Here is a 25,199-nt window from a genome sequence, read left to right as displayed (position 1 = left end):
GGTGATAGACGTATTTGACGCCATTCGCCGCGGCAGAAAGGCGAAACAAATATTGAAAGATCTGGCTACTCAGCGAATAAGCCTGAATAAGGCCGCCTGGTTGCTGATGACTATCAATAAACGTCAAAAAGGAGGGTGGTTAAGCTCAGGTAACAGCAACCCGGGAAAATAAACCAGGTCGGACACACTGCTTTTTTAAAACGATTCGCGTTATCATTAGTGCCACCCTGTTTAGATTAATATTTGAGCACCGATGCCTGTTCCCCGTTTTTTTAAAACCGCGCTCGTTTTACTGACTGTGGCCCTGCCCCCCTTCAGGGTTGCCGCCGACAACGACGCTTTAGCGGCGCTGCAATCGCAATTAGCCACGTTTGCACAGGACGCACCGGCATCACTGCCCATTCGTGTTGATATCGTTAAAACCTGTTGGCGGGCCTGCCCCGATGAGGCCAAAAAGCAAGGGTTAGCCGCGCTGTCATTGCTGGACAGTCATCCGGAGCCGGAACTGGAAGCGCAATTGCTAATCTATTTGCCAAGATTGTACATCCGCGAAGGGGATTACCCTCAGGCACAGGCTCTGGTAACCCGCGGGCTGGATGCGGCGAACCTCGCCGGAAACACCCGAAAACTCGCCAATATTCAGTTTAATCAGGCCATCATCTACTCTGATAACAACAAATTCATTCTGGCTGAAAACGCCTATCAGCGGTTGTATCAAACCTACCAGACATTACAACATGGCAATGGCATGGCCAGCGCTTTGAACAACATGGGCCGTATTAATCATCGCCTGCACAATTACGGCAAGGCACTGCAGCAATATCAGGAAGCGTTGGCCATTTTCGAGGCGGAAAACATCACGCACAATTATGCCAATACACTGGCCAATATCGGTGAAATTTATCGCTTTATCGGTGAATTTGACAGCGCAGAAGCATCAATGCACCAGGCGCTGGAGGCAGTAGACAAGGATCAGTTTCCGGATGTCCATACTTCGGCTTTATCGAAGCTTGCCGATGTTTATATTGATACCTACCGCTTCGACGAAGCCGAAGCCGCCCTGTTAACCTGCGTAGAACTTGCACAGCAGAACAATCTGCAATTTGTCTTATTGCCTTTCTATTCAAAACTCACCCTGGTTGCGATTGAACAACAGGATTTGCCAAAAGCGCAGCGCTACTTTGACAGTGCGAAGGCCATCATCCCAACGGGCGATACGCTGCAAGACTACAGTGATGTCACCCTGGCGGCAGCTTCGCTGGCCATTGCACAACAAGATTATCAGCAAGCGGCCAGTTTGTTATCTCCGGTAATTGAGGCGGTTAGTAGCGGGGATATCTCCGACAGCAATCTGAGCTTACTGAACAAACTGATCGAGGTGACAAAACTACAACAACATTGGCAGGAAGCCAGCGCACTGCAATCACTGTATCTCAGTACCTATGAAGAACAGGTGCAGCTCAACCGGGACAATCGACTGGAAGAATATGATGCCCTGTACAAAGCCAGTGAAAAAGAGCGCCAAATCGCCCAGTTACAGGCAGATAATCAGCAACAATCCATTGCTGTGCTGACGGAGCGCGCCGCCAGAAACAAGGTGATTTTTATAGCAACCATTATTTGCCTTACGCTATTTGTATTTATTTACTGGGGTACGCAAAAACGGCGAGTTCTCAGTATGAAAACGGCATTGATGGCTGCCGATGCCGAGAAGAAAAAACAATTGTTCTCGGACATTTCTCATGAATTACGCACCCCCTTGTCGGTATTAAAACTGCAAATAGAAGGGCTGGAGCATGATTTGGTGGACGATCCGAAACAGACCTACCAGATATTGCACAACAAGATCTCCAGCATTAACCACCTGATCAGCGATATCTCACATCTCGCACAGGCGGATGCCGGAGATCTGAACCTGTTGTTCGAGTCCGTGGAGTTAAAACCATTCTTCCAACAGTGGTGTGACAGTGTAAAACGCTTGCCGGAAACGGAAGGTCTGGATTTCAGCTATAAACTCAATGTCCAGGACCAGGAGGTCGCCTGGTTAGATCCGGAACGTATCAGACAAGTATTAAACAATCTGTTTTCCAACAGTCTGCGCTATACCCAATCGCCCGGCAAAATCGAATTCAAGGTCAGAATTCAGCAACAGCAATTGCAGTGGTACATTCAGGATAGCGCCCCCGGGCTGCAAGACGAGCAGTTGACTCAGGTTTTTGAACGCCTGTATCGGGCTGATCCATCCCGCAGCCGCCAAACCGGTGGCAGTGGTCTGGGACTGACCATTTGCAAGAGCTTTATCGAAGCCCATCGCGGCAAAATTAGCGCATCCCACAGCGTACTGGGCGGAGTGCGCATTGAAGTCACTATTCCCATTGATACAGGAGCGCCGGAACATGCCCAGGCACATACTGATCGTTGAAGATGAGCCGGATATGGCCAGCATGATAGTCAAATTTCTGGAAAAGGCCGGCTATCAGGCCAGCCACATCGACGATGGTTTAGCGGTACTGCCTTTTATAAAAAATCAGCAACCTGACATGCTGTTACTGGATCTGATGTTACCGGGCAAAGATGGCATCAGTATCTGTCGGGAATTGCGTCAGTTTTCAGATATTCCGGTACTGATGGTGACCGCCAAAACCAGTGAGGCAGAACGCCTGATTGGTCTGGATATTGGCGCCGATGATTACATCTGCAAACCCTTCAGTGCTAACGAATTAGTGATGCGGGTCAATGTTTACTTTCGCCGTGTTGATGGTCGCCTGGCAAACAAGGGATTAACCCTCAATGAGGACACGCTGCGCATCAGTTACGAGGGAAACAGCATTGAATTAACCGCCATCGAATTTGCGTTGCTCAAATTTCTGCACAGCAAACCAGGCACCATTTATTCCAGAAATTACATTATGGATAATATTTACCGGGACTACCGCATTGTGTCCGATCGCACGGTAGACAGCCATATCCGCAACTTGCGCAAAAAGCTGAAACAACTGGCACCGGAGCAGGAGTTTGTGCACTCGGTGTACGGCGCCGGATACCGCTACAGTGAGGCGGAATAAAGGAGGACGGTGCCAGTACTCACCAAAACGCAAACATGGTAAAGAAGAACAGTAAGCCCCCCAATACCGGCCAGTATAGTAATTTTGGAATATTGTTGTCCTGATATTGGATCAGCGTGATATTAAATCCCCAGCTAAACAGGATGGAATTCACCGACACGATCAGGATCATGATATAGGCGATAATGAAAAAATACTCCATATATATCAGTTCATTCGCGCCAATATGGGAGCGCAGTTCGACATGCGCCAGCAACGCCACAAAAAACAGTGCCGAGGCAGATGCCAACACCTCCAGTGCGTTAAAACCGATTAAGCCGATGCGATGTTCATCTTTGGAATTGGTCAGCAACACAGCGTACAACATCAATAACACAATAATGACCGGGAACAGATAGGACACAAAGGGATCGATAAAGTTACGACTGATGGCAATGTTGAAATGCAGCTCCGGAGCTTCGTTTTTATTCGCCCGATTGGCAATGCCCATGTTGGAGTTGAAACTGTTTTCGCGAATGTCAAAAAAACTGCGTTCCACTCGCCAACCGCCCACACTGAAGTCTTGTTCCAGACCCGGCCGGTTGCTGGTATTCATATTGTCGTAAGAGTCTATATCCGGCAGTAACACCACGTGTTTCAGGTATTCCTTGGGCCAGATCCGCAACCACACCAGTTGCTTGTCAAAGGGATAGGTTTCGTATTCAAAATGCTCAGGGATCACGGTTTCAAAGGCCCAGCCCAGGGTCTGGTAACCATTGGCAACTTCGTCATAAACCAGACGAATCTGGGTTTCACTGGACTCCGGGAATACCACGCCTTTTTCAATTTCGAAATTGTTGGCTAACATAAATCGCTGCCAGATATAGCCGGTTAATTTCAGGTTGTTTTCGCTGTCCATTTTCATGGATTGCAACGCCACACCGGTGGGTACAAAGATCGGCGGTTCTTTGTGTGCCCGCAGCGTATTTTTGCTGTAACTTTTAACAAAACTGCGCAAGTCTGCCTGATTGGTGACCACTTCACTGCCATAAATTCCATCCAGATCAGTGAGTTGCTGTTCCACCCAGATATAGACAATGCCCCCCACAAATGACAAGGTAATAAACAGTGCTGACCACCAAACCCGACCGTGAAAGCCTTCCTGCAGCAGCGAACTCCCCAGCGCGGTCCAGCAAATAATGGTAAAGACCACCATAAAGGTCAGAATATGATGATTGTCTTCAATCAACGAAGCTACCGGCGACACATCCGCCTGCAACTCATGATGCGCAAAGAACTCCCGTTCGATCACCACGGCAATGGTCCACTGGGTATTGTCTACAATGGCCAGATCCAGAAAAGATGGCACGTCAGTTACTTCATTGGGCACAATGATTTGCTCTTCAACACTCAGGGCGTGAAGATCTTCCGGTTTTAATTGCGGAAAAACTTGTGAAAACAGGATTTCAGAGGCATCGCGGGTGTTGGGATGTAACGAGTGATAGATTTGACGTTGCTGGTTATCAAAGATAATCACATAACCTTCATCACCGGTGTCTAACTTGTGAATGAGCCGGTCAATATCTTTAATATTCAGACTCAAATTGACATAGCCGATCAGCTGCCCGTCGACTTTTAACGCGCGAACATGTTGCACAATCCAGGCATTGCTTATCTCATCAAAACGCAAAGGCAGCCAACGTTGTTCTGAGGTTCTGGCACACTGATACCAGTTATTGGAAGTACATTTATTATCCGCCTGCTGGGCATAATAGTCGTACCAGGCATCAAGTCGTTCGGTGCGATACCCCCCTTCATAATGAACAATGTACGGGGCAAAGAGGCGTAAACTGTCATCCAACGCATAGGGTTCAAAGGCTGCACCAATGGCCACAAATCCGTCGTAAATCGCACCGGTATTTTCCAGAATCGCACGAATTTCTTCCGGCTCTAAGGAGGAATTAACGATGTTATCTGCCAGCTCCTGTGCAATGGCTTCAATGCCATTCAGATGCTGCAAAATAGAACTTTTTATGACCCGCGTGTTGTTATCCAGATACAGCCGGGTTTCCTGATGCATGGTTTTGCGCAAGCCGGAATAGGAATGAATTAACACCACACTGATCAGAGTGGTGAGCAAGGTTGCGGTAATTATAAAGCGAAACCACTTTTTCTTGGCACTTTGACTGGCAAGCCCGGGGGGAAACAGTTCGCTATTCATCCGATGCTCCTGACACTTTTTTAGTAAATCCTTGCCCTTGCTGATATTGCAGTAACCAAACCTGATTGCTGGCCTGATGGTCATAGGCCGAAAAACGCAGTGGCACACCGAATCCAATTTCTATTTCGCTCGTTTGCTCTAACGCGTCTCGGATCCCCTTGCGATCCAGCGCCGTTTTTTGCTGGCGTAAACTCTCCACCAGTAAACGCGCCGCAATATAGCCTTCAAAACTGATTTCATTGATCTGACCATCCGGCACAAACGTGGCCATGTCCTGGCGAAAATCGTGGGACAACGCCAGTCCATTGCCCAGATAAGGCACAACCTGCGAAACAAAGACCCGGTTGCTGGCGATATTCAGACTCGCCCCCAGAGCAGACGCCCCGGTAAAGGACAAGTTAAAATAGAGGGTTTCCGGAAACAGGTTATGACTGTAATTAATGAACTTGGCCGAGGCCGCATAGGCACCTACAATTATCACGGCTTTCGGTGGTTTGGGCATATCCAACATGTTTAAAATGGCATCTTCTACCTGCAAGGAATTCCGTGGATAGCGCGTCACCAGGAGTTCTTCAACGCGCGTGTAGCCCTTTTGTTGCAATACACTGCTGGCGGCCATAAACCCGGCCGTCCCGTAGGCATCATCCTGTAAAAAGAAGGCAATGCGCCCCGGTTTAATTCCGGAGTGAATAATGAAATTGACGATGGCCTGCAGTTCCTGTTCATAGCTGGCCCGAAAATTAAAGATGTGACTTTGAGGTGGTGATTCCCGCAGAATATCGGCCCCTGTGTAGGGCGCGAACAAGACGGTTTTGTGTTCCTGCAGGTACGGGGCCACCAGTTTTGCCGTTGGTGTACCCACATTGCCCACCACCGCCATCACCTGATCCTGTTGCACCAACTTTTTAACGTTGTTTAAGGCGCTTTCCGGTTGATAACCATCATCTCTGACCACCAACTCAATACGGTGCCCGCGCAAACCACCGGCACAATTAACTTTAGCGAAATAGGCCAACATGCCGTCGCGCATCGACTGCCCGAGGTACTGGGCGGGCCCACTGAGTGCGGTACTCATACCTAACTTTAGATCAGGTTGAACCGGCACGGCATCGGTACATTCACTACGCGCTGTGACAGGGAGAGTTATGATCAGCAAGATACTGAAAAGCATCAGCTTCGGAATACGTGGAAAGTCCATATTGCCCGGTAAAAATTATTCAGATACCCGAAGCATAACTCTGGGGGAATTCACTGTCTAACATCAAGCAGGGGATTTCCTAATTTTTTATTCAACCCCGCTGATTTAGCACTGATTTACTGCATATTCCGGCCTGCCTGTTGCGCTTGCGACTTAATTGCCACAAACCGCGCAGGTCGGATTTTTGGGCACAGTAAAAGTACGCCAGTCACAGGATTTAAAGTCAAACAACAACATTTTTCCCAGTGGAGACTGTCCTAATCCTAACAACATTTTCAGGGTTTCCATTGCCTGCATCGCACCGATAATAGCAACCACCGGAGGCAACACCCCGGCCTCAGCACAAGACAAAGACTGCTCCGGAAAAAGCGCACTGAAACATTCGTAACAAGGCAACTCCGGGCCATTTTGAAAGCAACAAACCTGCCCTTCCAGGCGGATCGCAGCACCGGATACCAGCGGTGTCTTTTGCTGCCAGCACACTTTATTGATTAGGTTTCGGGTATTCAGGTTGTCGCAGCAATCCAGCACGATATCCGCTTTTTTAACTTCAGCGCAAAGCTGTTGCTCTGACAACCGGAAGTGAATGCTATGAATCCGACACTGACCGTTTATCTGCAATAAGGTTTCCCTGGCAGAATCCACCTTGTGCCTGCCAACATCCGGTTCGTAATGCAGTACCTGACGATGCAGGTTGGAAAGTTCCACTACATCATCATCCACCAACGTCAGTTCACCGATACCTGCGCCCACTAAACTCTGCGCCGCACTGCATCCTAACCCGCCAACGCCGATAAGCAGTACCCTGGCATTCAACCAGCGCTCCTGCCCTTCCAGATCAACGTCTTTTAGCGAAATCTGGCGGTTGTAACGCATCGCCTGCTGATGAGTAAGTTGTTGCATAATGTTTTGCCTGAAATCGTTGCCTGAAACCGTCGCCTGAAAAACGCCACCGGGAAGATTCAATATGGACGCTGCCCGGGGAAAATCAATATTTATTTGCCTTGCGATGCCCTCAGAGTGCCGCACCCCGGGGTTGTTCACTTAAAGTTCACTCCCGATTCATGCTCATCCGCCCAAACTCAACATAACCTTCTAAGGTAACCATCAGGAGAATGCCATGAATCGCTTAACCGTTGTGTCACTGTTCGTTTTATTACCCGGATTGAGTTTTGCTGAACCAGAATCTCAGCCGACGCCAGCATCAGGTGGTGCGGCCCCGGTCAGTAAAACGTTCTGGCAAACCAGAAACACTGAAAAACAGGCCGACAGCAACAACCTTAAAGTCGTGAAATCCTCACAACCCCAGGAAAAGAATCAAAATCTGAGTGCCAGACAAGCTCAACCGGCGCAAAGCAAACCGGTGCAAGATCATTCACCGGTTGCACAGGACCATGAAATTTGGGTATACGACGCCTGGGTGGTGTTGAAAGGCGACTATGATCACGACAGTTACTACAGCGAATTTGAACTGGGTTTTGATGTGGACACCCGATATTCTTACGCTGAAGTCTATGCCCGCATTTTTTTGGGTGACGGGCACCTCTTCAGAGAAATCCATACCACCTCGGTTTTCCATGTACATGGCGATAATAGTCAGGATGAATTTGTCATCAACTCTGAGTTACTGGAGGGCTTCGCCAGTAATGACTACGACCTGCTGATTGAAATATACGATGCCGACACCGACGAACTGCACGACAGTTATGATCACCTCAACGATAACGATTTATATCTGCTGCCACTGGAAAGCAATGAGTATGAACACAGCGGCTCACATGGTGGCCAGGTAGTCATTACCACCGAGCACGGTGGCAGTGCCGGCTTGTTTTCATTACTGGGCTTAGCCTGCATATTCCTGATGAGAAGAAAAATGCCATTTTAGTTTTGTCGCCAGCAGGTGTATATTTTCCGAAGCAAACTATTATTCAGGCAGCTTTGGAGGCGCGTTTTGGCTTACAGGATCGTTATTTTAGCCACGGCTTTGTTTTTGACTCTATCCTGTGCTTCTGGTCCACAACGTGCCAAGAGTATTACCAATGAGTCTTTCCTTACCGATATCAAAGAAAATGGTGCAAAACTCTTTGTTTATATCGCTAATTTCCGGGGCCAGGCCCCTGCGGTTCATCGCGGCGGCAATAACAATCCGGCACCGCCAGTCAGCATGAGTCAACTGCGCAGTGAGATGGCCCTGCGCCAGGAAGAAATGGCAATTGAAGCCCTGGAATACAAGCTGCTGACCAGTGGTTACTGTCGCGATGGCTACTTTATCTTAGGCAATTACAATCAATTTGGCTCAGTGGAGATCCGGGGCGAATGCCAGGAAAGCGCCACAGATAGCGACAAGCGTTTATTTGGTAGTTAGTAGGGTCTGTTGACCTTTGCAAAACAGGTTTTGCTTAAAACAGGCGTGTTTTAGTCGTGAAACAGACCCTGATACTTAGTCGCAGATTAGTGGCTCTGTACTTTCCCGTAGTTGCATAATTTTGCCGTCTGCCGCTAACAACACATCAAAAGGTTTATCGGGACTGACAGCCAGCGGAACCCGTTTATATTCCTGCAACATTGCCACCAGTTCTTTGGATAACAACATGTCGTTGTGTTCGCAGGAGCGCAGTTGCCAGGCACCATCGGGTTGTATGGCCAGTCTGACGTGCTTTCGGTTATCAGCCAATAAAGTGCTGTTTTGTACGGCCAGGTCACTGAGTGAGCCATAACTCAGCGCGCCGGCATTCGCTGTCGCCTGTTCCGATTCCAGAATATGGTACTCCAGCATCGCCATGTCTGGTTGTGAAGAAGGAGCATCACCGGGCCACCAGAATATCCACCCAAAAACAAACAACGACGCCAAAACGGCGACGGCCTGAAAGTTAACCAGTGAAAATACCGGTTGACGGCTGCCTGCATTGCGCCGGGCTTTAGCCAACAGGTTGCGTTTTATTGCATCCGGGGCCTTCACCCGCTTTTTTTGATGTTGAAACTGTTGCTGCAAGGCGCGTTCAAAATCATCATGAGATTCAGACATGCTCTACCCTCCAGATTTTTTTAAGCTTTGACTTACCATAGCGGAGTCGACTCTTGATGGTTTCTGTTTCTTCACCGGCAATTGCCGCAATTTCCTGCAGACTAAAGCCTTCCTGCTGCAACACTATCGCTTCTCTTTGATGAAAGGGCAGTCGCTGCAACGCCTCAGTCAGTGATCTTGTACCGGCATTGAGGTCGCCGGTTTCAGGCTGAACCAGTTGTGCGTCATCCTCGTATTGCCAGCGCTGCAATCGCCGTAATTCGTCGATCAGTAAATTACGTGCGATGGCAAACAACCAGCCTTTAAACTTGCCGCTACTGCGATAACTATTGCGTCTTTCTATCACCCTTAACCAGGTCAGTTGGCAGACTTCCTGTGCCAACTGGCGGTCTGTTTGCGACAAGATATAGTGATAGAGATCATCACCACACTCCGTGTAGAGCAATTCGATATACCGGGCTTCCTGCGTCAGCCGATATTGCTCCATCAGCCATTCATTGTCCGCTTTGGCGGGAAACAAATTTTTAAGTGCCAGAACAAGGCTCATAGGCAGACTTCCTATTGCTCTAATTTAAAGTCCAGTTGTACAGTGATCTGCGTTTGTTTTACCAGTTTACCATCCACCACCTTGGGACGGTATTTCCATTTTCTCAAGGCCCTGATGGCTTCGCGATTAAACACCCGTTTCGGCTCGGCATCCAGTATTTCCACATCCTCAACCCCACCAGTCTGATTGATAGAAAAGGATAAGACAACCCATCCCTCAATGCCATCCCGCGCCGCTGTTGCGGGATATTGTGGTGATATTCTGACCACAGGGCGCGCTTCACCGCCACTGACATCCAGGCTGGTATTGGCATCCGTGTTAATGTTGGGACCCGTCAGCGCAATATCTAACGGAAAGCCATTGAGGTCATCACCGCCACTGTCCGGCTCCAGCTGGCTTGGCAGGACTTTAGGCGGCTCCAGCGTTTCAGGTTTTTCCGGTAGTGTTTGTCGCTCGGTGATCTTCTCATCTGGCTCGCGAAAAGCCGGATCAATGGTGATCAACGGGGGTAATTCAGTGGGGCGAATATTTTGCTGCGCTATCAGCTGGGCCATGGCGTAAAACAACGCCAGGGTAATACCCGATGCCAAGCAAAGTAACAAAGCAAACTTAGCCACTTTACTGGCCTGTTGAGCTGAAACAGCGGTTGCTGTTGCTTGTGAATAAGTTATCTCAGTCATGCTTTCTCTCCTGCGTTTTGCACATAACGCCGGAGCTTCCATAAAGGGGTCAACTGATTTGTGAATTAATTGAACTGTTTAAAAAGCAAACACCAGGCTATCGTAAAGCGGAATTACCATGACACTCACTTTAAGAAGTTACCATGACACCCATTTTAAAATTGCCCACTTTAAAATTGTAAAACAATCCGCCGGTGCAGGTGCCAAGTCCGTGGGTATCAGGCCCTTCGAAGCAGCAACATCAAAGTACCGGGCCGTCCAACTAACACTGCTGAAAGCTACAAAAACTGCACCTCTGTCCAGAAATCAACGTAGCTGTTGCGCTATCCAATTATGAATAGTCGCGGCCTTATTCTTCAATCCTTTTCCTAAAACACCTTTACCGCGATCTGGGATGTGATCGAATTTCGTTGAGTCATCATTAAAAACGAAGTGTTTCATAAAGCTATGCCATGCAGCCTTTTCGCCCGGGTTCATGTTGTTAAATGCCTGAAATGCATGAATCAAAGCCGGGAACGGTAGCTCTGTTGATGTCTGATTGTCACTCCACCAATAGTTAACCAGCAAATTAAAGTTCGAAAGGGATTCCACGTGGTGCCACCATGGTGATGGAATATAAATGGCATCACCTGGATTAAGTACTACTGACATGGCATGTTGATAAGCGATTGCGTAACGGGGGTGCACTTCCAGGTTAGGGTTATGTAAGTCTACCAGACTGATAGGTTGTCCCGCCGGTGTGTGCTCAAGGGGACCTATGTATAAATTCTCAATTTGTTCCGGGGGAAACAAAGTGAACCTTCTTTTTCCCGCCGCGACGATGGCAATATTTTGCGCTTCGTCAAAATGAGGCGCCACTTTAAACTCTGACCCGAACCAGACAAAGGCACTGCCTCGCTCTTTGAGAACAGGATTAACAAGTTGCGGTACCAATCCAGGGAAAGCTTTTTTTAAAGGAAGGCATTGAAAACAAAGGCTCGCTGAATCGCTGCCGCTTAACCTTTGTTGCATCAGCTCAAGGCCATGCTGAATACTGACGTTTTCGTACTGAAAATTGAATTGTGTTAAATCCTCATTGCCGTAAAACATTCTGCCATCATGTTTTTTGTCAAGCGACACCAGGTTGTGTTTTTCGCTGCTTGCGTATTTTTTCAAATAGCTCAACGCATGTTGGTCTGATATCAATGCTTCGCCAACCAACGGCCAATCGCAGACAAATTCTCTTAAAACAACCGGAGAGTGCAAACTTGCCACTTTCTCCTGAAAATTATCATCATTTACTCCCCACATTTCAGAGGGGGGAGGCAATTTATCGATAGGCAATGCCATTACTTTTCGAATCCCTGCTTTCATTTTCTTACTGTAGGGGAACAGGGTAAACATAATGTGGAATGACAGCAAATGGTAAACAACAGCTCACTTGCACGGCATACGCACAAAAATGGAAGACAGGTAAGCCATAGAAACAATAATTATTCGTTTTTTTGCCCTCCACAACTGAGATTTTTTACTATACTGAAATCTCCTGGCTATCGGTGGCACAGACCCGCAATTGTAATTTGGTGTTATGGATCATTTATTTAAGCTCAATACAGTACTCACCAACCCTAATTTATCCCAGCAAGAGAAACTGCATTGTGTTTGCGCTGTCACTCAGGCGTTAGTGCCGGGGGCAGACAGAGTAAGCCTATGGCTATTCGATAACAACCAAACCCAAATTACCTCTCTGATATGTTTTGATGCTCTGCAACAGCAATATTCCTCAGGCACGGTTTTAACCCGACAGGACTTTGGCTCGTATTTTGATGCCATTCTGGACCGGGAAATTGTCAATGCACCGGATGCCGCGCTGGACCCGGTAACCAGTTGTTTTGCTGAATCCTATTTCAGACCACTCAACATCCAGTCTCTGTTGGATTATGTTCTGCACAGAGATTTTGAACCCAGAGGCATTATTTGTTGTGAAAGCGTTGCACGCACGGTGGACTGGACAAAGGAAGATGAAGTCACTCTGCGCAAAATTGCCAGGGCCTGCTCTTTCTTTTTCAATCTGTGCGAAAAATCACTGTAGCGGCTGCCAGACAGTTTAACTGACCATGATTCATTAATATATTTCTTCACTGTCGTCCTTTTGTCGTAAGGATTGTCTGGCCTATAGTCACTATGCGGCTAACATTTGTCCGGCGATACAAAAGGAAATCCCGATGCGACTCAGTAAAGATACCAGTTCCAGTATATATTTGCCCTCTCAGCGCAGCCTCAGGGACATTAGTTCGAGGCGTGCGAATGAAAGAATACTGGTGGTCTTGTGAACTTCGCACAACAAAGAAATAATGTTCCTGAGGCGCGTCTACGATGGGGCTGAAAAGCATTTATGCTGTGTTGGATGTTTTTGATTTAGACCCGCTAAACCTGTAAACATCCGCCTTGCCTAAATGCTTTTCATCTCCCACTGAGGTGGGTAAATATATAATGGAACTGGTATGAAAACTAAAAAATCTTCGAATGCAGAAAAACTGGTCTCAGGAAGTGCTTGCCACCGCCAGTGGTCTTTCGTTAAGAACCATTCAACGCATCGAAAAAACCGGCAATGCCTCTAATGAGTCCTGCCTGTCTTTGCTGAGTGCTCTGGATGTGCCTTTATCCGCACTAAAATCTGAATCCACGGAAGTGGAGGCCAACTGGACAGGAGATATGATCATGAAAGCCTTAGCCGCCATTATAATTTTAAAGCTCATCATTGTAGGAATGATGGCAATGAACGGTGATTTTACCGATTTTTTTAACTTGCCTAACGTACTCTTTGTCGTGTTTTTTACCCTGGCAATGACCCTACTGACCTACGACCTGGACAGGCTGATATCTGCCTTAAAAGGCATAAAATACCTGTTCAGCCAGGACATCATCGGTGGCTCAGGGGCCAAACAACTGGCCGGTACTTACCAAAGTCAGATCCAGTTTTGCTATGGCGCAGGCGTTATTTTGTTTTTGATTGGCTGCGTCGCCATTTTGGATGTGGCCGCTGACCAGGCCGCCGGTTTTGAACAAGGGGCGATAGCAGGACTTGGCGTTAATTTGCTGCCCCTGCTGTACGCCACCATGATTGCGGAAGGGTTGCTACGACCGTTAAAAATCAAACTGCTCGCAGCAGATCACAGTGATACTCCCGCCGCCGGTTAACAGGTCTGGCGGGACGTTTCCGGCAACACTTCGGTTGGCTTTACCGGGTGCGGTACACCCAACACCGGATGCAGGAAGCGCAGTGGCAACACAAGGAAGTGATGTATTGCCAGGCACAACACAACCGTACCAATGAGTACCAGAGCAGATTCGGTCAGACCGCCAAATTGATAAGCTGAAAGCATGCCCCCCAGAATAACGATGACAGTCTGATGTAATATATACCAGCTAAACACGGCCTGATTGCAATAACGCAACCACCCGAATGGTTTGTTAAGCCAGGTATAACCAAAAGCCAGAATAACCAGTATCCAGCTTACCCGGTTCAGATAGATAAACAGCATCTGGGTAAAACTCAGCAAAAAGTGGCTGTCCTCTTCCACCAAGGCATTCATGGTTTTAAAACCCACAAAAGCCACCATCGCCAGCGCCAGTAACCACCAACGCTTTGCTTTCAAGGAAGGCCAAACCGCAGCGCTGCGAATTAACAGATAACCAAACACAAAAAAGCTGAAAAACAGACTGTGGGTATACCAGTCATCCGTTAATGCGTGGGTGCGGTTAGGAAACAGCGGAAAGATAAAATAGCCACACAGCATCAGCACCGTTACCATGCCGGCAATCCAGTACAGCAGATTGCTCGTGGCGATGCTGCCGACTGGCTTGACAGAGAATGCCTTGAGCACTGCGCGAAGCGCCACCAGCGCTAGGGTATAAAACATAATGTAAGGCAAATACCAAAGATGATTCCAGGTGTATCCGGGATCACTGCCTGAAAACGCATTATCAGGCCAGGGTTGCAACGTCAGATAGGCCCACCAAAACGCCACATAATTGCCCGTCTCAATGCCGTTCGCCTTTGCTTCAAAGTAGGCCTGGGGAACCACAATCACCAGCATCCCAAATACCAGGGGTAATCCCAGACGCCGCATTCGCCCCCCCCAAAAATCCCCGATCTGATTTGTGCACCAGAATGGCCGTGGCCATACCGGAAATCAGGAACAATAACGCCATGCGCCATTGATTAAAGAACCCCATGACGGGTTGCAACCAGGCATACTGATACTCGCTTTTTATATGCCATCCCCATTCCAGTACATAAAACATTCCCACGTGATATAAAATTAATAAGCCAAAAGCCAAAACCCGGATGGCATCAATATCGTAACGACGCCCGGACAAAAAATGAGTTTGCTCATTTGTAGTAATTTGCATTGCGGTCTTCCCAAAACGATTTCGGTTACAATGTGCGCAACCCGACTCTCAGAAAATAGTGCAAAAGGCTAAATCGTTCCCCGTCAGTGATTAACGGTGGTATGCTGGGATGAGGGGATTACAACTGAACATGGGTCAGCTGCATTATTAAATCGTCATGAATATTCAACATTACCTGAAATACAAAACCCGCTATGAAGTCTTGCTCTGGACCCTGTTCATCGTCTGGCAAATGACGGCCAATATATACGTGGCGGTGATTGACACCGAATCGGCCAACGTCCATGTCTGGGAGCCGGTGTTGTGGGAAAGTTCCAGCACCCTGATGTTTGCAGTGCTGGTGCCTCTTTTACTCTGGTTTGATAATCGTGTTCCCCTTAGTATTGCTGCACTAAAGCGCGGCCTACCACTGCACCTGTTATTTACCCTGCCCTTTGCCGCGTTGCATGTTTTGGGGATGGTGGCCATTCGGGAAGTGGGTTACTGGTGGATGGGCAGTGATTATTCGTTCGGAGATTGGGGCCGGGAGTTTTTGTACGAATACACCAAGGATTTTCGCACTTATTTTTACCTGTTGGGTATCCTGTATTTGTATCGCCTTATCCTGTTTCGCATCCAGGGGGAAGCTTCGGTGCCCGCCACGTCTGAGGATGAAGTCCCGGATAGCAACCCGGTTGCCGTTAAACAGCATTTGCTGGTGAAAAAGCTGGGCAAGGAGTTCCTGGTTAAAATTCAGGATATCGAATGGCTGGAAGCCTGCGGCAACTACGTTAACCTGCATGTCGCCGGTCGAACCTATCCCTATCGCGGCACCATGAAATCCTTACAGGCGCAACTGGATGAACAACAATTCCTGCGGGTGCACCGCTCTTTCATGGTGAACTATAATCAGATCCAGTCGATTCAACCGCTGGAAAGCGGCGATGCCAGCCTGCAACTACTTTCTGGTCAGGAACTCCCCTTCAGCCGTCGCTACCGTGCTGATTTTAAGCAGGTGGGCTAACAACTCAGTCATAGCAAAACGCCAGCATGTTGCTGGCGTTTTCAATCCATTTAACCGAATTATAACGACTCAATCGTCGCTTTTTGCTCTTTCAGTTTTTCCATGGCCAAACGGAATTCTTCCAGTTTTTCCCGCTCTTTATTGATAACCGCTTCCGGTGCGTTGCTGACGAACTTCTCGTTAGACAACTTACCTTGTGTGCGGGCAAAGTCTTTTTCAGCTTTATCCAGCGCTTTGGTAATACGGGCCAGTTCTGCATCCTTATCAATCAGCCCCGCCATAGGTACAAGAATTTCCATGTCGCCTACCAGCGCAGTCGAAGACGCCGGCCCTTTTTCACCTGCGGCTAATACCGTAATTTCGTCCAGTTTCGCCATCGCTTGCAGGAAGGTCAGGTTTTCGTCCATGCGACGCTGATGTTCACCACTGGCGTTTTTCACCAATACCGATAACGGCTTGCTGGGAGAAATATCCATTTCACCGCGAATGTTACGAATACCGACAACAAACTGCTTAAGCCATTCCAGGTCATCGATGGCTTGCTGATTCACCAGGCTTTCATCAAACGCGGGATAGCTTTGCAGCATGATGCTGTCGCCATCTATGTTGGCCAGCGGTGCCACATTGCGCCAGATGGTTTCCGTGATGTAAGGCATCAGCGGGTGCATCAAACGCAATAAGGTTTCCAGGGTGCTGACCAGGGTTTTACGGGTCGCGCGCTGCTGCGCTTCGTTGCCTTTGAACAATACCGGTTTGGTCAGTTCCAGATACCAGTCACAGAACTGATTCCAGGTAAACTCATACAGGGTATTAGCGGCTAAGTCGAAACGGTAGGCATCCAGGTGTTGTCGAACCTGCTTGATGGTTTTGTGCAGTTGTCCCTGAATCCAGCGATCCGCCAGCGAGAACTGCATATCACCGCCATTGGCACCACAATCGTGCTCTTCGGTATTCATCAGCACGTAACGGCTGGCATTCCACAGCTTATTACAGAAGTTGCGGTAACCTTCCAGGCGATTCATATCCCAGTTGATGTCCCGTCCGGTGGACGCCATTGCCGCCAGAGTAAAACGCAGAGCGTCGGTTCCGTGGGCTTCAATACCGCCGGGGAAGGTTTTCCGGGTGTTCTTTTCAATCTTTTGCGCCAGTTGTGGCTGCATCAGATTTCCGGTGCGTTTTTGCACCAGCGTTTCCAGGTCGATACCGTCGATCATGTCGATAGGATCTAAAACATTACCCTTCGACTTCGACATTTTATCGCCGTGTTCATCGCGGATCAGTCCGGTGACGTAAACCGTTTTAAAAGGCACCTGAGATTTGCCATTTTCATCTTTGATAAAGTGCATGGTCATCATGATCATGCGGGCTACCCAGAAGAAAATAATATCAAAACCGGTTACCAGGGTATTACTGGGGTGAAACACCTGCATATCTTCGGTATTTTCCGGCCAGCCCAGGGTAGAGAATGTCCACAGCGCGGATGAAAACCAGGTATCCAGAACGTCTTCATCCTGAGACAGGCTGACATCATCTGCCAGATTGTTTTCGCGACGCACTTCCGCTTCGTCGCGGCCAACATAGACGTTACCCTCAGCATCATACCAGGCCGGGATGCGGTGTCCCCACCACAACTGACGGGAAATACACCAATCCTGAATGTCGTTCATCCAGGAGAAATACATGTTTTCGTATTGCTTAGGTACGAACTGGATTTCACCGTCTTCAACGGCTTTTTTGGCAGGCTCTGCCAAGGGTGCAACGCGCACATACCATTGGTCGGTTAACAGTGGTTCAATCACCACACCAGAGCGGTCACCATAAGGCACGGTCATGGCGTTATCTTCAATACCTTCCAACAGACCAGCAGCTTCAAAACTGGCCACTATCGCCTTACGGGCTTCAAAGCGATCCAGATTATGCAGGTCTGCCGGAATCGGTGCATCCAGACTCAACTCTTTACCGTCAAAGGTATAGCCTTCGCCGTTGGGCAGAATAGCGGCATCTTTGCTGAAGATGTTGATCATGGGTAACTGATGACGTTTACCCACTTCGTTATCGTTAAAATCGTGGGCTGGCGTGATCTTCACACAACCTGTACCCTTTTCCATATCGGCGTGTTCATCAGCAACAATCGGAATACGGCGATTCACCAGCGGCAGAATAACCTCTTTGCCTATCAAATCCTGATAGCGCTCATCATCCGGGTTAACCGCCACCCCCGTATCACCCAGCATAGTCTCAGGACGTGTCGTTGCCACCACCAGATAATCTTTACCGTCTTTGGTGGTAACGCCATCCGCCAGCGGATAACGCAGGTGCCACATGTTGCCTTTTTTGTCTTTATTCTCTACTTCCAGATCGGAAATAGCCGTGTGTAATTTCGGGTCCCAGTTCACCAGGCGTTTGCCGCGATAAATCAGATCATCCTGATACAGGCGTACAAATACCTCTTTTACGGCTTCGGACAAACCATCATCCATGGTAAAGCGCTCACGGTCCCAATCCACAGAGGCGCCCAGGCGGCGTAACTGCTTAGTGATGGTGCCACCGGATTCCGCTTTCCAGTCCCAGATGCGCTTGATAAATTCATCACGACCTAGTTCGTGGCGAGTCTTGCCTTCTTCATTGGCAAGCTTGCGCTCTACCACCATTTGTGTTGCGATGCCGGCGTGGTCGGTTCCCACCTGCCACAAGGTGTTATTGCCATCCATACGCTTGTAGCGGATCAGGGTATCCATGATGGTATCCTGGAAGGCGTGGCCCATGTGCAGACTACCAGTCACATTGGGTGGCGGGATCATGATGGAATAGGCTTCTCCTTTTCCGGAGGGCTTAAAATAGCCTTTTTCTTCCCATTCCTGATACAGCTGGGTTTCAATATTTTGTGGGTTGAAAGTTTTATCCATTCGGGGTCTCATTCAATTTTTCTGCGGGCCGGGTATCCAAAGCAAACCCCGCCGCGCGGTAATGTTTATAGCGTTCTCGAGCCAGTTGCTTCCTGGCATCATCAAAGGGCACAAAGTCGATGACTGTGCGGAATTGTCCGGCGAATTCTGGCATTGTGGTCTGCAAATTAATGCATACCTGACGATTCATCCGGGCTGGTTTTTGCCAGTTTATTTCCACCGGGGTGCCGTTTTCCGGGCCTTCACCCGGTAAATTATGGGGCACAAAAGCATCTGCGGGCAATTGCCACAGCAGTTCGTCCATTTTTTCGGCCTGCGCTTTATCCTGACAGTAAATAAACAGCTTTTGTTTTTGTCGGTAATAATGGGCCGCTACCTGACAGGCAAAAGCCTCCAGCGGGTCATGTTGAAGGCTTTCATTGTGCTCAGACAGCAGATAAAAAATAACGCCTGGCATAGCCGCGCTTAATCTTCCATCTCAATACCGGCCCGGTTCATCACAAACTGGGTCAGCATCGGCACCGGACGTCCGGTTGAGCCTTTATTTTTACCACTGTTCCAGGCCGTACCCGCCACGTCTAAGTGGGCCCAGTGATATTTCTTGGTGAAGCGCGATAAGAAGCAGGCAGCAGTGATAGTCCCCGCCGGACGACCACCGATATTGGCCATATCGGCAAACGGACTTTCGATCTGCTCCTGATAATCATCCCACAAAGGCAGACGCCAGGCGCGATCACCACTTTGCTCGGAGGCATTGATCAGTTCGTGCGCCAGAGGATTATGACTACTCATTAAACCGGTGGCGTGTTTACCTAAGGCAATCACACAGGCGCCGGTTAAGGTGGCCACATCAATCACCGTATCCGGATCAAAACGCTCCACATAGGTCAGGGCATCACACAATACCAGGCGACCTTCAGCGTCAGTGTTGAGTACTTCAACGGTTTGACCCGACATAGTAGTCAGTATATCGCCTGGACGATAAGCATTGGCGTCTGGCATGTTTTCACACCCCGCCAAAATGCCGATGACATTGACTGAAGGTTGCAGTTCTAAAATTGCGTGCATTGCACCAAGAACACCTGCCGCGCCGCCCATGTCGTATTTCATTTCATCCATGCCTTCGCCTGGTTTTAGAGAAATACCACCGGAATCAAAAGTCAGGCCTTTACCCACCAACACGATTGGATCGTGACTGGCAGCGCCACCGCGATAGTTGATGATGGTCATCACTGACTCATTATGGGAGCCTCTGCCCACTGCCAGGTAGGAGTTCATGCCCAGGTTTTCCATTTCCTTTTCGCCAACCCGCTCAATGCTGACGTTCTGGTATTGCTTTTCCAGCTCCACAGCTTGCTGATACAGGTATTCAGGATTACAGATATTGGGCGGCATGTTGGCCACATCTTTACAGGTATTCATACCTTTGGAGATCGCCAGACCGTGCTCCACAGCGCGCTCCCCCACAGGTAACTCGCGACGGGTTGGTACATTAAATACGATTTTACGCAGTGGACGACGTGCTTCGTCTTTTTTGGACTTCATTTGCGTGAAGCGGTACAAGGCATCATTGGTACTTTCAACCGCCTGACGCACTTTCCAGTAAGTATCGCGACCTTTAACATGCAGTTCCGTTAAGAAGCAAACTGCTTCCATAGAACCGGTTTCGTTCAGGGTAGAAATGGTTTTGGCGATGATTTGCTTGTACTGGCGCTCGTCCAGCTCTCGCTCTTTACCGCAGCCCACCAGCAAAATGCGCTCGCTTAAGACATTGGGAACATGATGCAGCAACAGCATTTGACCCGGCTTGCCTTCCAAATCTCCGCGACGCAGCAAATTACTGATGTAACCCTCGCTGATCACATCTAATTGTTCGGCCACAGCAGTCAAACGGCGAGGTTCGAAAACGCCCACCACAATACAGGCGCTACGTTGTTTTTCCGGGCTACCGCTTTTTACGTGAAATTCCATCATTATTCCTCTCTCAAACCAGCAACAAAATGTCCGAAATAATGCTATTTCGAACTCGCGTTACTTACGACTGAACAAAAAAAGTCTTACGTTGTCGAACATGGCAGGTTTACAAGCCCCTGATTCAACGTTCATAATAATAAGGTTGGCTTTTTTATTCAGGCAGGGTGCAGTTTTTATTTTTTAAACTTATAAAAATACTTAGTTTACTTAAAATTCCTGTGCTTGCCAGTAAAAATACATCTTTTCGACCGGATAAATCGTGCTCATATTCAGATATCTGTTGAAGGAAACCTTCAAATCCCAACTCGCCGTTTTTCTGGTTTTAATGGCGATCTTTGTTACTCAAAAATTTGTCCGGGTGCTGGCCGAAGCCTCTAATGGTGATATCCCAGCCGGACTGGTATTGAATTTTCTGGCATTGAAGATGCCGGTGCTGGCCGCCCTGATCCTGCCGTTAAGTGTTTTTCTTGGCATTATGCTGGCCCATGGCCGCCTGCACGTAGACAGTGAAATGGCGGTAATGCGGGCCTGTGGTATTAGCGAATGGTATGTGGCGCGAGTGATGTTGGTGCTCGCTGTTATCATGTCACTACTCAGTGCTTCCCTGACTTTATGGCTGGCACCACTGGCCACTGAAATCGAATATCAGCTGGAAGAACAGCTCTCTGCCGAATCCGGCTTATCCGCCTTATTACCCGGCCGCTTTGAAGAAACCGCCAATAAAAAGGCGGTGCTGTTTGTACAAGAGATCGACAGCGACAATAAGCTTAAGAATGTGTTTGTGGCACAGCACGATCCGGAAAAAGCCGGCGAACTGGTGCACATAGTGCATTCTGAAGGCGGTTATATTTCTGAAAGCCCGGATGGCTCGCAAAAGCTGATCCTGACATCTGGCAATCAGTACGAAGGCAAATTGGGACTGCGCGACTATCGTGTGGTGGAGTTTGAAGAGTATCAGGTACAGATCGCATTGGGCGAAGAGCAGGCCGTTCAAAAACGACGCAAACTCAGCGCCTTCCCCACAGAAGCCTTGATGGAAGAAGAAAGCCTGGCGGCCATTGCCGAGTTTCAGTGGCGCATCGCCATTCCGCTGTCGATCCCGTTTTTAGTGATCATCGCCGTACCGCTCAGTTCAGTAGACCCTCGTCAGGGGCGCTTTGGTAAGTTATTCCCGGCAATCCTGCTCTATCTGGGCTATTTTCTGTTGCTGATGATGGGCCGGGAAGTGCTGGAAGATGGCAAGATCCCCACCACTCTGGGGCTCTGGTGGGTGCACCTGGTGATGCTGCTTGTCGGTATGATGTTGATTTTAAAAGGTCGCACCTTCGGGGTAAAAGTACGCGCCCGCTTCCGGGGGTTACGCCATGTTTAAGATTATCGACTGGTATCTGGCCCGCACCCTGTTAGGCACCACCTTTTTAAGCCTGTCGGTGCTGGTAGGTTTGAGCACCCTGATCAGCTTTATCGAACAGTTGAAGAAAGTAGGCACCGGAAACTATGACCTTATCGTAGCCGGGATCTACGTGCTGTTATCCATGCCGCGCGAAATAGAACAATTCTTTCCCATGGCAACCCTGATTGGTGGTTTAACCGGTATGGGCATGTTAGCCAGCAGCAGTGAATTAACGGTGATGCAGGCCGCCGGACTAAGCCGCTGGAATATCATCATGTCTGCCATGAAATCTGCACTGGTCATGGTGTTATTTGTGATGGCGCTGGGTGAATGGGTGGCGCCTAATGCCGAAGCCAAAGCTAAAGAAATCCGTGCCCAGGCTATATCAGGGGGTAGCCTGTTTGCCACCGACCGACTTACCTGGGCAAAAGATGGCGACAAGTTTGTCAGTATTGGCGAAGTTGTCGATAAAGATACCTTGCGCGATATCACCATTTACGTGTTTAACGAGCAGCGCAAGCTTACCGAAATCACGGTGGCTAAAGAAGCTCATTTTACTCAACAGGCCTGGCGCCTGGAGCGAGTCAGACGCACTAAACTCAATGGCCGGGTGACTACCTCGTCATTCTATGAAGTGCAATGGGAGTCCACATTAACCCCCGACAAATTGGGCGTGGTGACGGTCAAACCCGAAGCCTTGTCTATTTCCGGACTGCGGGATTATATTCAGTACCTGGACAACAATAGTCAGGACGCATCCCGTTATGACCTGGCCTTCTGGCGCAAGGTATTGCAACCGGTTTCAGTAGGTGTGATGTTACTGATGGCACTATCGTTCGTGTTTGGACCGCTGCGCAGTGTGACTATGGGTGCCAGAATCATTATGGGTGTGCTGACGGGCTTTGGTTTTTTCATCAGCAACGAAGTGTTTGGGCCGCTAAGTATTGTTTACCAGGTGCCACCCTTTTTAGGCGCACTGTTACCCAGTGTGGTGTTTGCTTTTGTGGCGATGCAACTGCTGAAAAGGCAATAGTGGCGCAGCTGACTCCATCACTGCTGCGCCCGTGCAGATTACACCCGTGACAATTTAAAAAAGGCGACATTGCCTTTTAGTTCAGTGGACAATCCATTCAATGCCTGTGTTGCCATGCGGTTTTGCTCCAAAGCCACTATCGCATTCTCCGACATACGGGAGATCTCCCGCATAGCCTCAGAGGCCTCATTGATGGCTGATTTTTGCTCAGCTGTCATTGCCACTACATCTTTCACTCTGTCCAGAGAGTCGCTGGCCTGCTCGTTAATTTGTAATAACAACTGAGCGGCTTCCTGGATCAGGGTTGTTCCGCTTTCCACCTGAGGTTGCGTTTTTTCCATTGCGGCCACCGATGCGGCTGTTTCTTCCTGTACCTGCCCCAGCATGACTTCGATTTCTGCTGTTGCTTCACCGGTGCGTTTTGCCAAATTTCTTACTTCGTCCGCCACTACAGCAAAGCCCCGTCCAGATTCACCGGCTCTGGCAGCCTCTATGGCAGCATTGAGCGCCAGTAAGTTGGTTTGTTCAGAGATACCACTAATCACACTGGTTATGCCACCAATCTGTTTGGTGCGTTCCTCAAGCTGTCGAATTTGCGTCACTGTTTCATTCACCGTTTTCGACACAGATTCCATCGCCGCAAAAGACTCCGCAATGGCTGTTCGCCCCTGATTGGCGTAGTTTACCGTTTGCGAAGAGTTTTCTTCTGTTCGCGCGGCAATATCAGTGACTTTCAACGTTACCTGTTGTAACGCATCAAGACGGTTGTGGGTTTGCTGGGTCAGGGTTGCCTGAGATTGCGCAGCGTTGTAAATTTCTCCAGAGCCGATAGCCAGTTGCCCGGCCTGATTGGTGAGCTCTGCTGCAGCTGAAACTATATTGGCAACAATGCCAGAAAGGGTTAGGCGCATTTTTTGAATAGACCCCAACATGCTTTGCGGATAGGCCGTTGTGACTTCTTCGGCCAAATTCCCCTGAGCGATTTCGGTCAATACGCCTGCCGCCCGGAATGGCTCCCCTCCAAGCGAGTGGCGCAAGCTTTTTTCAATTAAAACACCTACGGCAACGCTAATAACCACCGCTCCCAGCGTTAACCAAAACATCAGATATTCGAAATTACCAGCCACATCTCGGGCTTTCGGTGTGGCTTGTTGATTAGCAGCTTCCTGATAATCGATAAATTCATTGATACTGGCCAACCATGCCGTAAAGGCCGGCCGGGCATGATCCAGAATTTCATCATTCAGGGTTTCACCGCGACGTTTTCTATCTAACACTTCCTGCACAATCGGCAGTGTTTGTTGTTGCTTGTTACGGATATCTGACAGGATGCGCTGCTCCGCCGGGGTAAAGGTTACTCCCCTATCCATCATCGCTTGCATGCTTTGCTCTGATTCAGCATAAAAGGCCTGGAGCCTGATAATATCCGCTTCTATCGCTCTGACTTCATTTTGAGAACGCGCCAGCGCAACGTCTCTGATGGCAATGGCGCGATCATGAACACTGCCCCGATAGTTTATCGCAAAGCGCTGTTTCACCGAGTTCACATCGGTAATGTCAGCCAAAGTATGATCGATGAAATTGACCTTCTGGATACCCATAACGGTGAGTACAATCATCAATAATAATATTACGCCAAATCCATAAGCCAATCGCTTTCTGATGGTCAGGCTTTCCAAAAAAGTCATCGGGTTCTCCGTGTCTAAAGTTACTGCACAATTCCCATAGACCGGAGCATAGACGATTAGTTTCAGAGATTTTAATCAGTAATTTAAATTAT

Annotated in this window: 21 protein-coding genes and 1 pseudogene; 9 read left to right on the top strand and 13 right to left on the bottom strand. The window is 48.7% G+C overall.

Annotation, left to right across the window (positions count from 1 at the left end; all coding sequences use genetic code 11):
- The first annotated feature begins 253 nt into the window (after window positions 1–253).
- Window positions 254–2,422, top strand: a complete 2,169-nt coding sequence (locus LJ740_RS15810) for an ATP-binding protein (RefSeq protein ID WP_229530076.1) — start codon at window positions 254–256, stop codon at window positions 2,420–2,422.
- Window positions 2,397–3,065 carry a response regulator gene (locus tag LJ740_RS15805; RefSeq protein WP_229530075.1) on the top strand — a complete coding sequence of 223 codons (669 nt, stop codon included), beginning with the start codon at window positions 2,397–2,399 and terminating at the stop codon, window positions 3,063–3,065. The genes LJ740_RS15810 and LJ740_RS15805 overlap by 26 nt, the downstream gene beginning before the upstream one ends.
- 19 nt (window positions 3,066–3,084) lie before the next feature.
- Here the strand turns inward: LJ740_RS15805 and LJ740_RS15800 are convergent, their stop codons facing one another.
- From LJ740_RS15800 to LJ740_RS15790, 3 genes are all read right to left on the bottom strand, one after another.
- Window positions 3,085–5,265: a PDC sensor domain-containing protein gene (locus tag LJ740_RS15800; RefSeq protein ID WP_229530074.1), complete on the bottom strand. Its 2,181-nt coding sequence runs from the start codon at window positions 5,263–5,265 to the stop codon at window positions 3,085–3,087.
- On the bottom strand, window positions 5,258–6,463 hold the full coding sequence (locus tag LJ740_RS15795) for an ABC transporter substrate-binding protein (RefSeq protein ID WP_229530073.1): 1,206 nt from the start codon (window positions 6,461–6,463) through the stop codon (window positions 5,258–5,260). The genes LJ740_RS15800 and LJ740_RS15795 overlap by 8 nt, the downstream gene beginning before the upstream one ends.
- A 153-nt stretch (window positions 6,464–6,616) precedes the next feature.
- The gene (locus tag LJ740_RS15790) at window positions 6,617–7,366 is read right to left on the bottom strand and encodes a HesA/MoeB/ThiF family protein (RefSeq protein WP_229530179.1); all 750 of its coding nucleotides are present in this window, start codon (window positions 7,364–7,366) and stop codon (window positions 6,617–6,619) included.
- A gap of 217 nt (window positions 7,367–7,583) precedes the next feature.
- Between LJ740_RS15790 and LJ740_RS15785 the strand changes: the two genes are divergently transcribed.
- On the top strand, window positions 7,584–8,348 hold the full coding sequence (locus tag LJ740_RS15785) for a choice-of-anchor H family protein (protein ID WP_229530072.1): 765 nt from the start codon (window positions 7,584–7,586) through the stop codon (window positions 8,346–8,348).
- 66 nt (window positions 8,349–8,414) lie between these two features.
- A complete protein-coding gene (locus LJ740_RS15780) occupies window positions 8,415–8,828 on the top strand; it encodes a hypothetical protein (protein WP_229530071.1) in 414 nt (137 codons plus the stop codon).
- A 75-nt stretch (window positions 8,829–8,903) separates the two neighbouring features.
- Here LJ740_RS15780 and LJ740_RS15775 read toward each other — a convergent pair whose 3' ends face one another.
- The 4 genes from LJ740_RS15775 to LJ740_RS15760 form a co-directional block, all read right to left on the bottom strand.
- Complete coding sequence (locus LJ740_RS15775; RefSeq protein WP_229530070.1) at window positions 8,904–9,488, bottom strand: hypothetical protein; 585 nt, start codon at window positions 9,486–9,488, stop codon at window positions 8,904–8,906.
- Window positions 9,481–10,035 carry a sigma-70 family RNA polymerase sigma factor gene (locus LJ740_RS15770; RefSeq protein ID WP_229530069.1) on the bottom strand — a complete coding sequence of 185 codons (555 nt, stop codon included), beginning with the start codon at window positions 10,033–10,035 and terminating at the stop codon, window positions 9,481–9,483. Before LJ740_RS15770 ends, LJ740_RS15775 begins: the two co-directional genes overlap by 8 nt.
- A gap of 11 nt (window positions 10,036–10,046) precedes the next feature.
- Window positions 10,047–10,652 (bottom strand): energy transducer TonB, encoded by a 606-nt coding sequence (locus tag LJ740_RS15765; protein ID WP_377307087.1) that lies wholly within the window; start codon window positions 10,650–10,652, stop codon window positions 10,047–10,049.
- Between the two features lie 369 nt (window positions 10,653–11,021).
- Window positions 11,022–12,068, bottom strand: a complete 1,047-nt coding sequence (locus LJ740_RS15760) for a cupin-like domain-containing protein (protein ID WP_229530067.1) — start codon at window positions 12,066–12,068, stop codon at window positions 11,022–11,024.
- 214 nt (window positions 12,069–12,282) lie between these two features.
- Between LJ740_RS15760 and LJ740_RS15755 the strand changes: the two genes are divergently transcribed.
- Window positions 12,283–12,786 carry a GAF domain-containing protein gene (locus tag LJ740_RS15755; RefSeq protein ID WP_229530066.1) on the top strand — a complete coding sequence of 168 codons (504 nt, stop codon included), beginning with the start codon at window positions 12,283–12,285 and terminating at the stop codon, window positions 12,784–12,786.
- Window positions 12,787–13,217: 431 nt separating this feature from the next.
- Window positions 13,218–13,895, top strand: a pseudogene (locus LJ740_RS15750) (helix-turn-helix domain-containing protein); the annotation flags it as partial.
- Here LJ740_RS15750 and LJ740_RS15745 read toward each other — a convergent pair.
- Both LJ740_RS15745 and LJ740_RS15740 read right to left on the bottom strand, forming a co-directional pair.
- On the bottom strand, window positions 13,892–14,827 hold the full coding sequence (locus LJ740_RS15745) for an acyltransferase family protein (protein WP_229530064.1): 936 nt from the start codon (window positions 14,825–14,827) through the stop codon (window positions 13,892–13,894). The pseudogene LJ740_RS15750 and the gene LJ740_RS15745 sit on opposite strands and share 4 nt — an antisense overlap.
- Complete coding sequence (locus LJ740_RS15740) at window positions 14,760–15,110, bottom strand: acyltransferase family protein (RefSeq protein WP_229530063.1); 351 nt, start codon at window positions 15,108–15,110, stop codon at window positions 14,760–14,762. The genes LJ740_RS15745 and LJ740_RS15740 overlap by 68 nt, the downstream gene beginning before the upstream one ends.
- A gap of 157 nt (window positions 15,111–15,267) precedes the next feature.
- Here LJ740_RS15740 and LJ740_RS15735 point away from each other — a divergent pair, with 157 nt between their 5' ends.
- Entirely contained in the window at window positions 15,268–16,113 is an 846-nt protein-coding gene (locus tag LJ740_RS15735; RefSeq protein ID WP_229530062.1) for a LytR/AlgR family response regulator transcription factor, read from the top strand.
- Window positions 16,114–16,172: 59 nt separating this feature from the next.
- On the opposite strand, the gene LJ740_RS15730 is transcribed toward LJ740_RS15735, so the two are convergent.
- Genes LJ740_RS15730 through pepA form a run of 3 tightly spaced genes read right to left on the bottom strand, consistent with a single transcriptional unit; the run spans window position 16,173 to window position 20,990 of the window.
- Window positions 16,173–19,019, bottom strand: a complete 2,847-nt coding sequence (locus tag LJ740_RS15730) for a valine--tRNA ligase (RefSeq protein ID WP_229530061.1) — start codon at window positions 19,017–19,019, stop codon at window positions 16,173–16,175.
- The gene (locus LJ740_RS15725) at window positions 19,012–19,476 is read right to left on the bottom strand and encodes a DNA polymerase III subunit chi (RefSeq protein WP_229530060.1); all 465 of its coding nucleotides are present in this window, start codon (window positions 19,474–19,476) and stop codon (window positions 19,012–19,014) included. Before LJ740_RS15725 ends, LJ740_RS15730 begins: the two co-directional genes overlap by 8 nt.
- A gap of 8 nt (window positions 19,477–19,484) precedes the next feature.
- Window positions 19,485–20,990 (bottom strand): leucyl aminopeptidase, encoded by a 1,506-nt coding sequence (pepA, locus tag LJ740_RS15720; RefSeq protein WP_229530059.1) that lies wholly within the window; start codon window positions 20,988–20,990, stop codon window positions 19,485–19,487.
- A gap of 262 nt (window positions 20,991–21,252) precedes the next feature.
- On the opposite strand from pepA, the gene lptF reads away from it, so the two are divergent.
- Both lptF and lptG read left to right on the top strand, forming a co-directional pair.
- The gene (lptF, locus tag LJ740_RS15715) at window positions 21,253–22,365 is read left to right on the top strand and encodes an LPS export ABC transporter permease LptF (protein WP_229530058.1); all 1,113 of its coding nucleotides are present in this window, start codon (window positions 21,253–21,255) and stop codon (window positions 22,363–22,365) included.
- Window positions 22,358–23,419 carry an LPS export ABC transporter permease LptG gene (gene lptG, locus LJ740_RS15710; protein WP_229530057.1) on the top strand — a complete coding sequence of 354 codons (1,062 nt, stop codon included), beginning with the start codon at window positions 22,358–22,360 and terminating at the stop codon, window positions 23,417–23,419. The genes lptF and lptG overlap by 8 nt, the downstream gene beginning before the upstream one ends.
- A gap of 38 nt (window positions 23,420–23,457) precedes the next feature.
- Here the strand turns inward: lptG and LJ740_RS15705 are convergent, their stop codons facing one another.
- Window positions 23,458–25,107, bottom strand: a complete 1,650-nt coding sequence (locus tag LJ740_RS15705; protein ID WP_229530056.1) for a methyl-accepting chemotaxis protein — start codon at window positions 25,105–25,107, stop codon at window positions 23,458–23,460.
- Window positions 25,108–25,199: the final 92 nt, after the last annotated feature.

The sequence above is a fragment of the Planctobacterium marinum genome (assembly GCF_020687805.1).
In the GTDB taxonomy this organism is placed as follows: Bacteria; Pseudomonadota; Gammaproteobacteria; order Enterobacterales; family Alteromonadaceae; genus Planctobacterium; species Planctobacterium marinum.
Note: the sequence above shows the minus strand (reverse complement) of the source record. Positions and strands in the feature narration are given on the sequence as shown.

Bases quoted from the DNA above. Each gene is read 5' to 3' on its own strand.
- LJ740_RS15725 (WP_229530060.1), bottom strand. From the start codon at position 19,476: ATGCCAGGCGTTATTTTTTATCTGCTGTCTGAGCACAATGAAAGCCTT.
- LJ740_RS15730 (WP_229530061.1), bottom strand. From the start codon at position 19,019: ATGGATAAAACTTTCAACCCACAAAATATTGAAACCCAGCTGTATCAG.
- LJ740_RS15755 (WP_229530066.1), top strand. From the start codon at position 12,283: ATGGATCATTTATTTAAGCTCAATACAGTACTCACCAACCCTAATTTA.
- LJ740_RS15805 (WP_229530075.1), top strand. From the start codon at position 2,397: ATGCCCAGGCACATACTGATCGTTGAAGATGAGCCGGATATGGCCAGC.
- LJ740_RS15740 (WP_229530063.1), bottom strand. From the start codon at position 15,110: ATGCAAATTACTACAAATGAGCAAACTCATTTTTTGTCCGGGCGTCGT.
- LJ740_RS15785 (WP_229530072.1), top strand. From the start codon at position 7,584: ATGAATCGCTTAACCGTTGTGTCACTGTTCGTTTTATTACCCGGATTG.
- LJ740_RS15795 (WP_229530073.1), bottom strand. From the start codon at position 6,463: ATGGACTTTCCACGTATTCCGAAGCTGATGCTTTTCAGTATCTTGCTG.
- LJ740_RS15800 (WP_229530074.1), bottom strand. From the start codon at position 5,265: ATGAATAGCGAACTGTTTCCCCCCGGGCTTGCCAGTCAAAGTGCCAAG.
- LJ740_RS15790 (WP_229530179.1), bottom strand. From the start codon at position 7,366: ATGCAACAACTTACTCATCAGCAGGCGATGCGTTACAACCGCCAGATT.
- pepA (WP_229530059.1), bottom strand. From the start codon at position 20,990: ATGGAATTTCACGTAAAAAGCGGTAGCCCGGAAAAACAACGTAGCGCC.
- LJ740_RS15775 (WP_229530070.1), bottom strand. From the start codon at position 9,488: ATGTCTGAATCTCATGATGATTTTGAACGCGCCTTGCAGCAACAGTTT.
- LJ740_RS15770 (WP_229530069.1), bottom strand. From the start codon at position 10,035: ATGAGCCTTGTTCTGGCACTTAAAAATTTGTTTCCCGCCAAAGCGGAC.
- LJ740_RS15760 (WP_229530067.1), bottom strand. From the start codon at position 12,068: ATGAAAGCAGGGATTCGAAAAGTAATGGCATTGCCTATCGATAAATTG.
- LJ740_RS15705 (WP_229530056.1), bottom strand. From the start codon at position 25,107: ATGACTTTTTTGGAAAGCCTGACCATCAGAAAGCGATTGGCTTATGGA.
- LJ740_RS15810 (WP_229530076.1), top strand. From the start codon at position 254: ATGCCTGTTCCCCGTTTTTTTAAAACCGCGCTCGTTTTACTGACTGTG.
- LJ740_RS15735 (WP_229530062.1), top strand. From the start codon at position 15,268: ATGAATATTCAACATTACCTGAAATACAAAACCCGCTATGAAGTCTTG.
- lptG (WP_229530057.1), top strand. From the start codon at position 22,358: ATGTTTAAGATTATCGACTGGTATCTGGCCCGCACCCTGTTAGGCACC.
- LJ740_RS15745 (WP_229530064.1), bottom strand. From the start codon at position 14,827: ATGCGGCGTCTGGGATTACCCCTGGTATTTGGGATGCTGGTGATTGTG.